Below are 17,816 nucleotides of genomic sequence, written 5' to 3'. Positions count from 1 at the left end.
CTTGCTTTGAGCATTCATAAGAGCCTTTAGTTCTGATTCACTCTCTTTAATGTGTAAGTCTATTTGTTTTGCCATAAGGCAATTTACAAATAATTGAGTAAATTAACAAGAGAAATGGTATTAATATCAAATCCTTGAAATTGCGGATAATATTTCTCCTCTTCCCCCAAATGCCATTTACCAGCAAATAGCGTCTGGTAGCCAGCATCTTTAAAGGCTTCAGCCATAGTATGTTCTTCTAAATCAAGCTGAAGTTTAAAAGGTTGAGAGACCAATTTCTGGTCTTTTTGCGGACCGTTACCAGGAATCCAATCGGTAAGATTTAATCTGACGGGGTTTTTTCCGCTCATAATAGCCGCTCTTGTCGGCGAACAGACAGGGCTAGAAGCGTATGCGTTTGTAAAAACCATGCCTTCGGATGCCATTTTATCGATATTTGGAGTTTCATGGTAAGTACTGCCTGTGTAGCCTAAATCCATTGCCCCCAAATCATCAACTAAAATAAATAGAATATTGGGCTTTGAGTTTTTTTCTGTTTTGTCAGTTACATCTTTTTTATTAGATTGACAGCTAATGAGGGTTAATGTTATCACTAATATTGAGCTAAAGATGTGTTTCATGATCTAATTTACAAATGTGTATTGGCTCCAAAATGGGAATTATCTTCTTCTAAAACCTTATTAAAATGTTTTTCGGACAACTCTTCTTCGCCCTTACCTTTATAACCTAGTGCCATTAAATAGTAGCAATACATTTTATTTCGGTCGTCTAAATTTTCTTCCCAAACCGTTAAATCCGGTAGCGAAACGGCAAAATAATCTATTTCTACTGAATCATTTAAATGGGCTTTTCCGAAGCTAATTAATTTTTCAAACCTAGTATTTGCTGCTTCGTTTTGGCCTAGTTTTAACAATGCCAAGCCTTGATAGAAAATAGTATCGGGTTGCTGGTCGTTGTAAAACCAGGGGATGCTCGGTTCGCTCAATCCTTGTGAAGCGGCTTGCCATGCTTCTTTAGCCTTTTGTGTATTTTCTAGCCCCTCATAAGCAATCCCTATCCAATAATCCATTTCATTTTCTTGGGCTCCTTGTAATTTACCTTCTCCTAAATTATGCGGAAATACTTTGGCTTTTTTTAGCAATTCTAATGCTTCAGCATAATTGTGATTCGAAAGCTCTTTTTTCGCCATACCAATAAGTGCTTTTTCATAAGCTCCAGTAACTTTCCCTTCGCCGCCTTCCCACGGATGAAATTGTCTTGCCATGATTTGAACGTATGCCTTGTTATAGTTTTTAGTGAGTATTAATAAGCCTACCCATTCTACGTATAAATCGTCGCGTTGCTCGACTAAATCAAGGTGTTTTTCTAAAAGGCCTAGGCGAGATTGAACCGATTTGTTTTGCTTTTTATACAATTGGTCTAGTTCCATTAAAATTCTAGCATCGGTTGTATTTAATTCAAAGGCGGTTTCTAGAGCTTTTACCGCTTCCGCTTTTTTATCAAATTTATTATAATACGCCAATGCTAAATTTCTATGTACGGTTGCGAACGAATTGTCGAGTGTTCTAGATGTTTCCCAACATTGTAACGCCTCTTTATACTGACGGGCATTGTACCAAAAATTACCTAAATAATAGGAAGCTTTTGCTCCTGACGGATTGGTTTTTATAGCAAATTTTAAGGCAGGTACCGCTTCTATCCTATGTGGAAAACAATAATCTGGCAGGCATGCTTCAGCTTTTGATAAGGCTTCTAAAGCAACTTCATGTTTATTTAATTTAGAAAGAAACCATGCTTTAAAATAATATGCCATTGGATAGACATTATCTTGTTCTCCAATACCAATTTCAATTACATTAACAGCATCTGCATATTGTCCTGAAGCAGCATAATCTAAAGCAATTTCTATGTAATTATGAATATTGCCACGTAATAAATGTTTTAATTGTTGAAGTGCATCTGTTTCGTCTAAGAGGTATTTTTCAAAATACATTCCAAAGTTAAACTTATCCAATGCTAATGAATCGGCTATTAATTCTAACGCTCTAGCAGTTTTACCTAAACTCCGAAGTATGGATACTTTTAAAACCCTTGCCTTGTGGTTATGCCAATTGCGAATTAAAGCACGTTCAACGGTTTCCAAAGCATTGCCCCAATCTTTTTTTGAGGCTTCAATTTGAGCAATTTGAAAATAGCCACTATCCATAAAAGCGGCATTCCAAACAGATTTATAGAAATAGTTGTAAGCTTCATCATCTTTATCTTGAAAACGTAAAGAAAGCCCCAAGTTAAATAGGGGTTCGCCATCATAAGGATTCGGATTGCGTTGTAATTGGGTTTGATACGCAATGCGGAAATACTTTTCAGCTTTAGAAAATTTTCCTTTACGAAACCACCACATACCCAAAGCATTGTTACACCTGATATCATTGGGGTCTCTTTTAAGGGCTTCCTCATAATAATCAACAGGACTATAGGTCGCATGGCGGTATTGCTCTATATGCAATCCGTTTAAATACAGGGTTTCTATATGCTCTATATCTTTTGGAGCCAACGCTGCTTTTGCGGGTTCTGGAACGGTTTCTGGTTTTTTTTCGGGGAAACTCCAATCTAACAGTACATTACCATTTGCCGAAATTACTGAAAGTACATATTCGTGTTTAGCAATATGGGCATCCACAGATACGTCTTTTAAATAGGAAGTAGTTGGATTAAAATCAACGGTATCTTCATGAAATACAGTATCATTTGCTTTTAATAATATAGTGGTTTTTGGAAAAACACCCGTCGCATAAACCTTTATTTTAGCTTTATCACCTTCAATTTCCAAATTCATCAAAATATCTTTGGAAGCGTTTTTTACAACTCCTACATTTTGATACGGCATAAAGTATTGACTAAATGCTTTTTCCTCATAAGGCATGAGCCAAGAAAAATCAGGCTGATTATCGGTATACACCCCACACATCAACTCTATGTAAGGACCATTTTTATCGGTCAGGTTTCTGTCCCATGCTTGTCCGAAATCGCCATGTCCCCAGGTCCATTGTTTTTTTCCTGGCGATACATGATGGTTTGCAATATGCAACAAGCCTGCATTCGTATCATTTTCATATCCGCCTACAAAATTATAGTCGGAATTGATGGCCATATACGATGTAGGTACCGGAATATTCTTGTACAACGAAATATCTGTTCCTGGGGAGTAATCGACTTTGTAATATTCGCCTTTTGCAATAGGAAATTCGGATACATCACGTTTTCCGTGGTCGAATACGGCATTTACATCGGGTGGAAAAACAGACTGATAATCGTCGTTTACCGCTACAGCAGGGTTTGCCCACCATAAAAACGTTTGTGGTTGCGAAGTTCGGTTAAATAATTTGGCTTTTATTTCTAAATAAGCTTTGTCTGGATGTAAGGTAAAACCCGTCATGCCCTTGGTACGGAACATACGCTCAATTTCACTACACCAAACGGTTACGCTACCGTCTTCATTTTCTTCAATACTATAATCAACAGGGTCATACGTACTTGGGCGATGGTGTTGCGGCCAGTTAAATTCTATACCTCCAGAAATCCACGGACCTGTTAAACCGACCAAAGCAGGTTTTATCACTTCATTATAATATACAAAATGACGCTGTTTTACTTTATCGTAAGCCATTTGAATACGACCACCCAATTGGGGTAGAATCATAATTTTTAGATAGTCATTTTCTAGATAACAAGCTTGCCATTCCTTATCGACTTTTTCATCTGAAATTTTTTCGATAACCGGATGTGGATAAACCGAACCACTACTGCCTTGATAGACCCTTTTTTCCAAAAAAATCGGGTTCTTCTCAGGTGTGCCCACTTCATAGGATGGGATGGTTACTTTTTCTGTCCAAACTTTTGTATTCATGTATATTTATCTGATAAGATTCTAATTTCTTAAACCGTATAATTTTATAGCAATTATTTACCCGTTATAATTCATTCTTTAACAAGCACTATTTTCGAAATCATTAAATTGCCACCTTTACTCGTATTGGCTTTGAATTTCAATTGTCCGTCGTTGCTATCTTCTCGCATAACGTGAAACTTAACCCATTTTCCTTCATTTCCAGAATGTTTTTCTAAGGTTACTTTTCTACCTTCAAATTCAAGAATGCCCTCACGTCCTTTATTGTTCCAATCGTTAAACTGCACGTAAAAGGTGCCTAAAATACCATTCGGACAGGTAATTTCAACATTCATATTTTGTCCATGCCACGCACTTACATTAGCATCTTTCCAAGTTCCGTTTGCCGTTACCTTATAAGAAGTTCCTTTAGCTACTACCACTTCATCCAAATTTTTGGTCCAAGGTGTATTTGTTTCTAAAGATTTTAAATTTTTAGCGGCATTTACGTTAAGAATTGCGTTTTCAAATCCTTCTTCATTACTCACTTGTACAGCTTTAGGAATGGAACTGAATATGTTTTTTAAATAAGTTTCCTCTACAGACTGTTCTGGGTTAAACTCCTCGGAATTCATATAGTTTAACAAACTATGTTTTAGCTGATTTGCCCCTGGAGTGTCATTATTTTCAATATCGAAGCCAGAAACCAATAATTTTCCTTCACCAACCTTCAACTCAAAAATGACCCCTTTTTTATTACTTAAATGAAAATCGTCAACGACCTGAGCAATGGGCTTATATTCCTTAGGCATGTCGTTTAAAATAAAAGCTTTGGTGCTTTTGCCAAAAGGCTCCCATTGCCAATCGCTATGAAATTCTGTCGGGAAGCTTTCAAAAGCTTTGTGCTTATCTTTTAAAAGTAATCCTAAACTGGTTTTTCCTTGCCCTGGAAAAAAGGTGAGCGACCAATACAAGGGATAAAAATTTACTGATGAACTCGTTGCTTCCGTACCCAAATTATTAGCTACCAACAGTACTTTTCCGCCTTTGTTCAATGTTTGTAATGTGTTTTCATCAAGTTTATTCGCAATAAGAACATCGGTTTTTGGTATTGCTATTTTAGACGGATATACCCAAACATGCCATTCATTTTTAAATTCGGTATTTTTAAGTTGTAACGAAATTTTTAATCGCTGAGCTTTTTGAATTTCATTTAACGGAAATTTAAAAGTGGAAATATCGGTTAAACTTCCAATGGAAATATTTTCTATAGGCCATTCTTTTGAAAATAATACATCGCCCGAATCAGTTGTTATCTCACCTGTTATTGTGCCTTTTTCTATAGCTTCATTTCCGTAATGCGATAATTGTGCTTTGGCTTCCAGGACCTCATCGTTTTTCCAAACAAATTTCTTTACACGCAGCAACGGAACGGTTTCATTGAAATGTTCCCTAAACTTTTCTGGCGTGGTAATGCCTTTGCTTTCCCAATGAGCATCTAGCCAACCGATAAGTGCTTCGCCCTGACCTTGATAATCTTGTATACTTAATAATTGTACACCTGCACAACTTTTAGTCCTTAAAAAAGATTCCGTTTCGTACTTATACATTAGTTGGTTTAATGCTCCAGAAGCCTTTTGAAAATCTACATCTTGATCCCCAACGCCATTCTCGTCCGCCAAAGCTTTCATTTCCTCTAAATTTCTAGCTTTTAAAACACCTGTATATTTTTCAATTTCTTTCCATGCCGGATATACTGGCCATTGACCAATTTCGTGTGCTATAATTGGAATATTACTTTTACTGTAAGTTTCTTCAAAATCCCAATCAGTACCAGGGCCTCTCAATCCTCTTGCCCCTCCAATTCCAGGAATATAGTGCGTTGCAGAATAATCATCTACCTCGGTGATTTTTCTTGCTGTAGAAATAGCATATAACCTTCTTGGGTCTTTCTTTTTTAAATCGTCTACCCAATGTTTGGTTACATCAAAATCGGAGTTTCCAAGTTCATTACCGATACAAAACATGGTAAATGATGGATGGTTTCCGTAATAATCGACCACTCTGTTCATTTCTTCAATTACAAATTCATCCCTTTTTGGGTCTTTCCCTAAACCTTTTGGATGCCCTTTGGTATCCATTTCTGGTCTGCCTTTTATAACCATGTCTTCACTCATCCACCAATCGATCCAAATAGAGGCTTCAGCTTGAATATAAATTCCTATTCGGTTTGCTGCCTTAAATGCAGCTTCTGGCGGACACCAAGAATGAAAACGAACATGGTTTAGCCCGTAATCTTTATAAGTTCTAAATATTTTTTCCCAATCTTCAATTGTAGCGGAAGCATAGCCCGTTAAAGGGAAATGAACACAATCGAGGTTTCCGCGTAAAAAAACAGGGGTGTTGTTAATTAAAATGTTGGTACCGTTTTGGCTAATTTTTAAAAAGCCGAATTCGGTTTCTTTCGTATTGCTATATTTTTCTGTTTTTACCGTAGTGCTTAAATTGTAAACTGTGGGTTTAAATTCACTCCACTTTTTTAATTTTCCTGAAAGCTTTAAGGTTGTTTCTTTTTTGTTTATTCCTTTCGTCACATCAAAAGTTACTTTCTCTTCTATGGCTTTACCTCCATTCAATTCGGAGATTTCAAAAATTATTTCTGCCGTTTCATTTTCATTGGCTTCTATTTCCAGTTCTATTTTTAATTCATCTTTTTCAATATCTGAAAATGTACGAACGTTGGTTATATGGGTAGGATCTTTTGCTTGTAGTTCTATTTTGCCCACAATACCATTCCAAATACTTTGGGTGTATTCGCCATAGGCATGCCCTTTATCGCCAATATTATGAATCATATCGTTATTGACACGAACTTCTAATGTGTGTTTTCCTGGAGATAATTGCCCTAATTTATGAATATGGGGTGTGCCTAAAGCATCTTGGACGCTTATTTCCTTTCCGTCTATAAATACTTTTGATTCCCATAGAACTCGGTCTAAAAAAAGTTCTACTTTTTTGTTTTTCCAATTTTCAGGAATAACGATGTCTTTTTTATAACTTGCTATTCCTATAAATTTATGTGTTGGTGTAAGCACCCCAAAATCTGAACCAACGGTTTTTAATCCAAAACCATTTTCTTGTAAAGACCCTGGCAATTGAATTTCACCTTCCTTTTTATCCCAAGAAAGTGTATTGAGCTTTTCTTCAAGGTTTTCACCTAATGTAACTGTCCATTTCCCCGAAAGGTCTAAAACATCTTGATGGTCGCTTTTACAAGACATTATCAGTATTAATAACAGTATTGAAAGTGTGTAACCTATACTCTCTCTTAAACGGTTTCTTTTTAAATTTTTAGTCATGACTTTAATTTTTTTCAATATTTGCTTTCCACAGCTTGTAAATTTCTTTTAATTCTTCTACTTTTTTTAATTCAGAAGTAGCTAGGTTATCTTTTTCACCCGGGTCTTTTTCTAGATTATAGAGATAAGTCCCTTTATCCAAATGAATGGACCGGAAATGATTGTCTTTTTTTACTATATGAAGTTTCCAGTTTCCTTGACGTACCGCCCACTCGTTACCGGTATCCCATACAAGTTCTTTATGGATCTCATCATTTGGATTATCTTCTATCCATTTCAGTAAGTTTTTTCCATCAACTGCAATGGTATCCATACCTGTTGAATTGCTTGCCGCCAAAACGGTGGGTAGAATATCTAAATGTGACATAGGTTGATTTAAAACTTGTCCTTCTTTTATTTTCTTTGGCCAACTCATAGTAAAGGGTGTACGGATGCCTCCTTCGGATAAAATATATTTATGTCCGTTAAGAATGCCATTATCAGCATACGTATTTTGCGAACCTCCATTATCTGAAACAAAAATTACAAGTGTATTTTCCCATTTTTCTGATGTCTTTAAGGCATCAATAACGTAGCCGATATTATCATCTAAACAGGCTAAATTTGCCAAATATCTTTTTCTTCCATCGGGGTCTATTTCTCCTTTCCAACAGGTTCTTGCGTGGTAGTCCATAAAAGATTCTTTTTCTGGATCCCAGTCAGGAAACTTTTCAATGCCGAATTTTTTAAGGTACTTTTCAGGGGCTTGGTAAATGGGATGGTGAACAGCGTTAAAGGAAAGCTCCATAAAAAACGGACGCTCATCTTTTTTATGAATTTGCTTTATGGCTTCTTCGGCAAAAATTTCAGTTAAATAACCATCAAAATCTTTTTGCTCTTTATTCACCCATAAAGGTCCGTATTGAGACATTCTATCATCTGTTGGGTCTTTTGCAATATGGTCGCTCCGTTTCAGTTTAAAGTAATCGTGCCTGTGTGCACAAAAACCCATAAATTCATCATATCCATGATTTAAAGGAAATTCTCTTAATGATGTGGGATCAGGAATATTAACGTTATTATCCAAAATTTCAACATAATGCGTTTTACCTATTTTAACCGTACGGTAGCCTTCATTTTTCAATAACTCGGGTATGGTTTTAACGCTATCGGAAAACATTTTTCCGCCGTAGTAGTAAGTCCCCCAACGTTCTTGGTAATTCCCCGTAATAATGCCCGCTCTAGATGCATTACAAACTGGTGCAGTAGCATAGGCATTTGTAAAACGGACTCCGGCGTTGGCTATCTTGTCCATATTCGGGGTAATGGCATCATCGACTCCACCGTAGGCACTATAATCTGCATACCCCTGGTCGTCTGTTATAATTAGTAGAATATTAGGCTTTTCTGTTGTGGCTTCTTTACTTTTGCATTGTATAAAAACACCTAAACAACATATCAATAAGATTGTTTTTAGCACTTCTATTTTATTCATATTTTATAACTTTTATTTAAAGGTTTTATAAATTCATTTCTTTTTCTATCTGCTCTAAAGTTTTTCCTTTGGTTTCAACAATTCTATATTTGATAAATAGGAATCCAGCAAAACAAATGAATGCAAAGAGCCAAAAACTTCCAGAAGCTTCGAATTTTTTATTGATAATCGGGAAAAAATAAGCTAATAACGTATTTCCAATCCATAGTGCAAATGTGGCAATTGCCATAGCCATTCCTCTGATTTTATTAGGAAATATTTCAGACAATATTACCCAAGTTACTGGTGCTAGTGTCATGGCATACACAGCGATTGCTGATACCACCAATAACAGCAACGGAGTACCTTCAACATTTGAATAATACAAGAACCCTAATACCGTGTAAATTAAGGCCAATCCTAAGGAACCTATCAACATCAATGTTTTTCTTCCAATAGAATCTACAAACAACATGGATAATAAGGTGAATACTAGATTTACACCTCCGGTGATAACGACTGTAAAAAGTAAATCTGAGGTGCTAATTCCTGCCGAAGAAAATATTTCATCTGCATACAAGAAAATGACATTTATACCGCACCATTGTTGAAATACCGCTAAAACAACACCTATTACAACAATAGGAAATGCTTTTGAGTGCAACACATCTTTAAATTGTGCTTTTTCAACACTTAATAATAAGGATGTTTTTATTTCGTCTATGGTATTTTTAGCATATTCTAAGCCTCCTATTTTGCTTAAAATAGCCGTAGCTTTTTGCGATTTTTTCTTTTTTACAAGCCATCTTGGGCTATCTGGTATCAACCAAATTAAAATGAAAAACAATAATGCTGGAATGGCTTCTGCCCAAAACATATATCGCCAACCTGTTTGCCCGTTCCAAGAATTTAAAATTTCGGTTGCATTGGTATTTTCAGGGATGGCATCTGCAATACCCCAATTTACTATTTGTGCCAATAAAATTCCAATAACTATGGTCAGTTGGTTTATGGTTACCAACCTGCCACGCAAATAAGCTGGAGAGACTTCTGCAATGTATACGGGAGATAGCGTTGAAGCCAAACCAATACCCACACCGCCAATAATACGATAGATAACAAAACTGGTAAATGTGTTTGCTAACCCTGTTCCAATAGCTGATACTGAGAATAACGTTGCCGCTAAAATCAGTAATTTTTTGCGTCCATATTTGTCTGAAAGTACACCTGAAATAATAGCTCCTATAATACAACCCACCAAGGCACAACTTACAGCCCAACCTTGTAAGGAAGGACTATCTGCTATTTGAAAGAACTGTTCGTAAAACGGTTTTGCTCCACCGATAACAACCCAATCATAACCAAACAAAAGACCTCCTAAAGCGGATACCATTGAAATTCCGCCAATATATTTTATGTTAAAGTTTTTATTGCTCACATCTTATCGTATATATTAATATTTTATTTTATTATCCAATAATCTTATTTTTTTAGCTTCATTTTAGTTTTTACGACCTGATATAGAATAGAAATTTAAAAAAAACACTCCACTCTCTTCTTATATAATTTTAGCACATCTATTTTTTGGAAGTAATTAAAATATTTGCGAATTTACTATTTTCTTTTTTTATTAAAATTAGAATAGCACCTTCTATTCGAAATTATTTATAGCCTAGAGTATCCTATGATTTTATAATAACAGGAAAAAACTTAGCATGTTTTAACTCCGTATTTCTTGTGTTACAAATTCAAAAATTGAAATTTCCTTTTTTGTTCCATACTAACGTAATCAACATACAATGAACTAATTGAATAGCTTTGTTTCTAATTTTCGATAAATTATCATACCATAAGTCGTTTAGAAAAAATATTATATTTCTAAGTTTATGTGTATAAAAAAGAGCGTAGTAGCAACGATAATTCTATTATTATTGAGTTCAATTTTAAAAATCGTCGATTGTAATTTTATTTTTTATTCTTAATAATTTCAATCTCACATAGCATACTTTGAACCATTTCTGGGTGTTTGGCAGCTAAATTGTTTTGCTGCCCCCTGTCTTCTTTTAAATTGTATAATTGATTGTTCAGATCATTTCCTGTTTCATGATTTACCCAATTTAATTTTGGGCCTTTGTGAGGAGGAATTAGCACATAATCACCTTTTCGGTAAGAGGTAATTCCATTCTGGCCCAAAACAAGACTTTCTCTACCAATTGCCGAATTACCTACTAGTGCCTCTAAAATATTTTCGCTATCAGGAGTTGTATTTTTTTGACCTAGCATAGCGGCAAATGATGCTGTAAAATCAATTTGACAAACCAATGCATCCGAAACTCCAGGTTTTATTTTTGCAGGCCATTTTACCATAAATGGCACATGGGTGCCTGCGTCAAACAAACTGTATTTTCCACCTCTTAGTCCACCTCTTGGTTTATGTTTACCTATTTTTTCAATGGCATCATCTTTATATCCATCGTCCAACACTGGGCCATTATCACTAGAAAATATAACAATTGTATTTTGTGAAAGTCCCAACTTATCTAATTCGTCTAAAAATTGCCCAACAGCCCAATCAGCTTCTAAAATAACGTCACCTCTTGGTCCTAAACCGGACTTGCCTGCAAAACGAGGATGTGGAACCCTAGGTACGTGAGGTTGGTGCAAACTATAAAATAAAAAGAAGGGCTTATCTTTGTGATTATTTATAAATTTAACTGACTCTTTTAAGAAATCATCCCCCATATTTTCATCGGTAAACAAAGCTGATTTACCACCACGCATGTACCCTATTCTTGAAATACCGTTATGAATACTCATATCATGACCATGACTAGGGTGTATTTTTAGTAGTTCTGGATTTTCCTTTCCTGTGGGTTCTCCTTCAAAGTTTTTAAGATAACTAACCTCAATGGGGTCATTGGCTTTTAAACCAACTATATGGTGATTTTTGACATAAACTGATGGTACTCTATCATTAGTTGATGCCATAATGTATGAATAATCAAAACCAATTTCTAGAGGGCCAGGTTTAACTTCTTTATTCCAATCCATATTTTCATCTCCCAAACCAAGATGCCACTTACCAACCACCGCTGTAAAATAGCCAGCATCTTGTAACATTGATGGAAGTGTTTGTTTTCCCAATTCAAACAAGAGCGGTGCGTTACCGGGTAAGACTTGTGCATTTTTTCTCCTAAATGGGTAAATTCCTGACAATAAAGAAAAACGGCTTGGCGTGCAAGTTGGTGCTGTTGCATAACCATTTGTAAATTTTATACCTTCTTTGGCAATGCGATCTATGTTCGGAGTAATTAATTCAGTAGAACCATAACTACTGACGTCACCATAGCCAAGATCATCAGCATAAATAATTACAATGTTTGGCTTAGAATCAATTTTTATTTCGGTTGTTTTCTTTTCAGTTTTAGCTGCACAACTTACTAAAATAAATATAAGACATAAGTTTATTATTTGTTTGATGTATTGCATGTTTAGCTTATTAAATCTGGGTTTATCTAATTTTAATAATCAGGGATAGGGTATTAAATTTAATTTTTCCATAAATAGGAGCGTTATTAATCTAGATTACTATATATAATAACACTTAAAATTAAAGGGGCAAAAATATAACATTTATGCCCCTTAAGTAAATAACTCAAATATATCGTTTAGCGAAACGGAATATTAGTAGCCTGGATTTTCTTTTATTCTAGAATCAGCAACAAGTCCAAGACCAAAAGCATAATAGTAATTTCTTTCGGTATGAGACCTTACCCTCCCTTTATCACCATCTGCAATAGCAATGGTATAAGTACCATTGTCATAATCATATCTAAAATGCATACGATGTCTAACAACTCCATCCAATTCTTGAACGGCAATTCTCCAACGTCTTAAATCCCAAAAGACATGTGATTCGAAAGCCAATTCGACCCTTCTTTCTTGACGAATTTTGTCTTCGGTAATTTCTGCTAATGATAAAGCTGGCATACTTGCACGGTCTCTTAACTCATTAAATGTCATTTCCATATCTCCATTTGGATCCCCTAAATAATAAGCGGCTTCTACGTAGTTTAAATAAATTTCACCTAATCGGAATACAATGAAATCACTACCCGAGGTTTGATCTGCTAAATTTGGTATAGATTGATCTAAACGCTTTCTAATTTGTAAAGCTGTAGGGTTATTTCCCGCTCCTACATTTCTTGCTGGACCGGCTGCAGGCCATCCATTTGAACCAGGAATAATAAACGCATTACTTGAAGAACTTTTTTTAATACCATCAGCTGGATCTGTGTAATTAGTACTTCTGTGGTAAAAATTTTGACGACCACGCCAAGTTGTACCAGGGTAGAAAATAGAGGCACGCATACGAGGATCTCTTTGCTCGAAATACCAGTCAGGGTCTATGGGTGTAGCATCGTCATACATACTTCTATCTACCTTTCCTGAAGTACCATCCATAAAATCAAATTGTTCTAAAGTTTCTAAATATACCGGAAAGTTTGACCCCCAACCAAAACCATATCCATCGGGGTGACTTAAATAATCCCATGAGTGTCCTTTTCCTGCTTCAACATCCCATTCTTCAACAAAAATTGTTTCTGGATTATTATTCTCATCAATAAACAACTTTTCAAAATTTAGTGCAGGATCTCCGTCTTTACGATAGAGTGAGTAAGGTCCCTCTTTCAATATTTCATTTGAAGCGGCTAGCGATTGTTGATAGTAATTATTAGCCTCACCAGATGGAAACCCTAATAACCCATCCAATTGCTGGGTTCCAAATTGTGCAACAGAAGCTGCGTAGAGCATAGCTCTACTTTTTAAAGCTAAAGCTACCCAACGATTTACACGTCCTTTTTGAGAAGTTGAAGGTAAAACAGCAATAATAGCATCCATTTCTGAGCCAATGAAGTCGTATATTTCTTTTTCGGAATTACGAGGAATATAAAGCTCATCTTCGCTAGCCGTTGGAGGAAGTGCTTTTGTAGCTAAAGGGACCCCGCCGTAGCGTTTTACCATTTCAAAATAAGTAAATGCCCTAACAAACCGTGCTTCTGCAACTTTAACTGCAGCAAAATCAGGGTCTAAAACTGATGATTCTGGAACCTTTTCTATAAATACGTTCATTTCTCTTATGGCTTGGTATGGCCAATAAAATAAAGCTCTGGCACCGGTTTCATCATAAATGGGGCCCACTACTGTTCCAAAAGGTGCTTGCCATGGAGCAAAATTTCTCGCTTCACCACCATAAGCATTAATCATGTTTTGATCATAATTAGACTGTCCGCCCGAAGTTTCAAACATAGCCCTAGAATAGATGTCGGTAAGAAAAGCGTTAACTAAATTTTCATCATCAAAAACGACATTTTCTGAAATAATATTAGATGGGGTTAAACCGAAGGGATCTTCACAAGACGCGAAAAACACACCTAGAAATAAAGTAATAGTAATGTAATTTATATATTTTTTCATAATATTAATTTTTAAAATGTTAACCTTAAACCTAAAGAATAGCTTCGAACTATTGGTAAATCTCTGGAAGGATTACCCTCTGCAGATTCTGGATCAAAAGAATTTTTATAAATTCCTAAATTAGTGAGTGTAAATAAATTTTCAGCACCGGTATAAATTTGAAGGTCTTTTATACCCGCTTTATTAATAAGCTCGGTTGGTAAATTATAACTTAAATTAAAAGATTTTAACCTTACAAAAGTTACATCTTTTCTCCAAAAGTCAGAATTTAAATTGTTATTAGCACTTGTGGTGCTTGTTACAGCCGGCAACTGAGCATTCGGATTAATATTCACGTCTGGATTATTAGGGTCTGGTTGCCATCTTAAATCATAATGATATGAAAAGGGAATAGACGAATTGGAAAATGCTTTTCTGGCTGCTCCTGATACATTTACGCTAAACCTAGAAGCCCCTTGAAACAACATATCTAGACTAAAATTTTTATAATTAGCACCTATATTTAAACCAAAAATCATTTCTGGCAACCCACTGTTAAATGCAATTACATCTTGATCTCTAAAGTTAATTTCTTGATCACCATTCAAATCTTTATACCTAATATCTCCAGGACGAAGTGTAGAATTACCTTGAGCATCTTGGTCTATAGGGTGATTGTCTATTTCTTGTTGTGACATAAAAATACCATCAGAAAAGTATCCGAAATTGCGATTTGCCCATTGCCCCCGTCTATCACTAATTCTTATTTGATCTTCGTCAGTAAATTCTATCTGATCAAAAACTTTATCAAATTTTCGCCTTGTAAACGTAAAATTAGGAGAGATATTAAGTTTTAAATCACCAATTTTTTGAAGGTAATTTAATTTTATATCAATACCTCTATTATTTTCTGTGTTTAGATTAACTAAAGGTAAATTTCCTCCAAAAGTGGAAGGTATCTCAGCAATATTTGGTCTTAAAAGGTTTGTTCGTTGTCTAAAGTAAACATCTGCTTCAAACTGTAACCTGTTCTGGAAAAAATTAGCTTCTATACCTGCATTATAACTTATGGCTTCTTCCCAGGATAAATCTGAATTAACCAATCCTAAAGTTCTAATTGCTTGATTTGTAGAACCATCAAACAAATAATTTCCTGATAAAGCGTATCCTGTCAAATAATCATAACCGCTTATATTAGGAGCACGTGCATCTCCAGTTTCAGAATATGACAACCTAAGTTTTAAATAATTTAGAGTATTGTTACTTTTTAAAAAATTCTCTTTACTTATCACCCACCCAGCTGAAAAACTCGGAAAATAACCCCATCTTGCGGTTGGTGAAAATAGTACGTCACCATCAGCCCTAAATGTAGCTTGAAACAAATAACGATCTTTATATCTATAATCAAAACGACCTACATAACTCTTTGACCCAATATCAGAACCGGATGAACCACCTGTGCTTTGAAAATCTGTATTTCCTACAAATATTTCAGGTATAGCGGTTGTCAATAAATCGTCTCTACTGGCAAATAGGAAAGAAAATTTTCTTGCTCTTGACTCACCTAAAACAAGCCCCTTAACATAGTGATTTCCAAACTCTTTTTCATACTCAAGTGACACAAGTGGGAAAATTTGATTCCTTCTAAATTCGCTTTCGGCTATAGAAGAAAGTCCTCCAGCAATTGCCTGTGTAATATAACTGTCATCAACAGTATTGTACTCTACAATTGGATAGGTTTTTCTTAAACTTTTAATGTTCCTATTTAATGAAACAATATTAAACTGCGTTTTAAATGTTAAACCTTCTACCCCTGGAATTTTATAATCTAGACCTAATTTACCTGTAAAAGTATTATCATATCTGTTTGTAAAACCAAACAATTCTTGACTAGACCTCGCTATTGGATTTCTTTCTGAAAATCCAGAATATGCTTCCCCTTGAGATGGATCTGGCAATTTTGTTGGATATATTGGTTGGGAAGTTGCTAAGTCATTAAAGATATTATTTACATCTGCAGCATTTGTTCTAAAGTCATGTCTAAAAGACAAGTCTAAATTAAAGCTTAGTTGTTTGCTTATATCAACGTCTAAATTAGAGCGAACATTGTACCGAGAATAATCATGGTCTCTTTTGGCAAAGTAACTTTCTTGTTTAGTAAGACCTACAGAAGTAAAATATCTGACATTTTCACTACCACCGGAAACCGTAATATTATGTTTAATTAAGGGTGCATTATTAGTAATTAAGTCACCAACCCAATCACCACCTTCAAAACCAGGTGCACCAGATTGATAATTAGCTAATTCTTCTGAAGTAAACTGTAACCCGCCGCTACTTTCAAGACTGGATAAGGTTGGGAGGGGGTTGCCAGCATTTCTTGCTGATGCAGCTGCATCATTAAAATCTGATTCTCTGACCAACTCAACATATTTACCAGCGTTTACATGTTCAAAAAACGATGTTGCACTTTGCAATGAAATAGAGTTGCTATAGGTAATTCTTGGCACACCAGATTTACCTCTTTTGGTAGTTACCAAAACCACTCCATTTGCAGCACGAGATCCATACACGGCTGCGGCCGCATCTTTTAAAATCGAAATGTTTTCTATTTCGCTTGGGTCAATTATTGCAAATCCTCCTTCTAGCTCTACACCATCAACCAATATATAAGGTGTACCAAAACCTCTTATACTAATATTAACACCCTCAGCACCTGGAAGTCCAGAGCTTTGTTTTGTAACAATACCAGGTATTCTACCAGTTAGAAGAGATGTAGAATTTGCAACTGGCACCGAATTCAGCTCTTCACTACTTACTGTTCCAACGGATCCGGTAAGATTTATCTTTTTTTCCGTACCATAGCCAACTACTACAACCTCATCAAGTTGTGCATTATCAGCTTCTAAAGAAATATTATAATTTGCTGAGGGGCCTACGGTTACACTTTGTTTTATAAAGCCCACATATGAAAACTCTAATACGTCTCCATTGTTTGCTTCTAGCGTAAATGCTCCATCAAAATCTGTGGTTGTTCCTTTGGATGTACCTTTTATTATAACGGTTACTCCAGGCAGTGGCGTCCCCGTATCATCTTTTACTATACCAGAAACGGTTTGTTGTATTGTACTGCTTAAATTTTCTTTTGAGTTTATTTCGTAATCGTAAGCATATATTTCAGATACTGAAAAGCACGAAAATGCAATAATGCATAAAGGTGTTAATCTTAATACAGAAATGAAGTTTGAGTATTCATATCTATACTTTAAAAGTATACATTTTAATTTGTTTTTCATAATTAATTGAGTTAATAATTGTTATTTAATTATTCGGTTTAAGGGATACAATGAAAATCGAATAAGCTTTTTCATTTTTTAGTAGTTGTTTTGTTTAATGCATAAATTCTTTAATTATTTTAATTAATACTATTGTTGAACGATTATTTAACAGGTAATTCTTTGTGGTTACAAAGTTGATATTTGTTTTAAAAGAAATTGGGGTAATTTAAGTGCAAAATTAGGGGGCAATAAGCTTAATTGATAAAAGTTGATAGAATTCAATTTTTTGAGCCGTTAGGCTAATTGTAAATAACCATCCAAAGAATAAAAACGAATAGAAAGACTAATAGCATAGTGGTTGCTATCTGCAATAGTTTTATCTT

General features: G+C 35.2%; 8 protein-coding genes. All 8 read right to left on the bottom strand.

From position 1 onward, the window contains the following. Nucleotides 1-83: 83 nt before the first annotated feature. The 8 genes from UMM65_RS11195 to UMM65_RS11160 all read right to left on the bottom strand — a co-directional run bounded on the left by UMM65_RS11195 (nucleotide 84) and on the right by UMM65_RS11160 (nucleotide 17,451). A complete protein-coding gene (locus tag UMM65_RS11195) occupies nucleotides 84-620 on the bottom strand; it encodes a sulfatase-like hydrolase/transferase (protein ID WP_321976634.1) in 537 nt (178 codons plus the stop codon). Between the two features lie 8 nt (nucleotides 621-628). Beyond that, a complete protein-coding gene (locus tag UMM65_RS11190; protein ID WP_321976633.1) occupies nucleotides 629-3,907 on the bottom strand; it encodes a DUF5107 domain-containing protein in 3,279 nt (1,092 codons plus the stop codon). A gap of 71 nt (nucleotides 3,908-3,978) precedes the next feature. Further along, the gene (locus UMM65_RS11185; RefSeq protein ID WP_321976631.1) at nucleotides 3,979-7,245 is read right to left on the bottom strand and encodes a glycoside hydrolase family 2 TIM barrel-domain containing protein; all 3,267 of its coding nucleotides are present in this window, start codon (nucleotides 7,243-7,245) and stop codon (nucleotides 3,979-3,981) included. A gap of 4 nt (nucleotides 7,246-7,249) precedes the next feature. Next, nucleotides 7,250-8,719, bottom strand: a complete 1,470-nt coding sequence (locus UMM65_RS11180; RefSeq protein WP_321976630.1) for a sulfatase family protein — start codon at nucleotides 8,717-8,719, stop codon at nucleotides 7,250-7,252. A gap of 25 nt (nucleotides 8,720-8,744) precedes the next feature. Further along, the gene (locus UMM65_RS11175; RefSeq protein ID WP_321976629.1) at nucleotides 8,745-10,136 is read right to left on the bottom strand and encodes a sugar porter family MFS transporter; all 1,392 of its coding nucleotides are present in this window, start codon (nucleotides 10,134-10,136) and stop codon (nucleotides 8,745-8,747) included. A 527-nt stretch (nucleotides 10,137-10,663) separates the two neighbouring features. Beyond that, nucleotides 10,664-12,187: a sulfatase family protein gene (locus UMM65_RS11170; protein ID WP_321976628.1), complete on the bottom strand. Its 1,524-nt coding sequence runs from the start codon at nucleotides 12,185-12,187 to the stop codon at nucleotides 10,664-10,666. 195 nt (nucleotides 12,188-12,382) lie between these two features. Continuing rightward, nucleotides 12,383-14,176: a RagB/SusD family nutrient uptake outer membrane protein gene (locus tag UMM65_RS11165; protein WP_321976627.1), complete on the bottom strand. Its 1,794-nt coding sequence runs from the start codon at nucleotides 14,174-14,176 to the stop codon at nucleotides 12,383-12,385. Nucleotides 14,177-14,187: 11 nt separating this feature from the next. Further along, nucleotides 14,188-17,451, bottom strand: a complete 3,264-nt coding sequence (locus tag UMM65_RS11160) for a SusC/RagA family TonB-linked outer membrane protein (RefSeq protein WP_321976626.1) — start codon at nucleotides 17,449-17,451, stop codon at nucleotides 14,188-14,190. Nucleotides 17,452-17,816: the final 365 nt, after the last annotated feature.

Origin of the sequence: Aureibaculum koreense (genome assembly GCF_034296135.1) — a bacterium.
GTDB lineage: Bacteria > Bacteroidota > Bacteroidia > Flavobacteriales > Flavobacteriaceae > Aureibaculum.
Note: the sequence above shows the minus strand (reverse complement) of the source record. Positions and strands in the feature narration are given on the sequence as shown.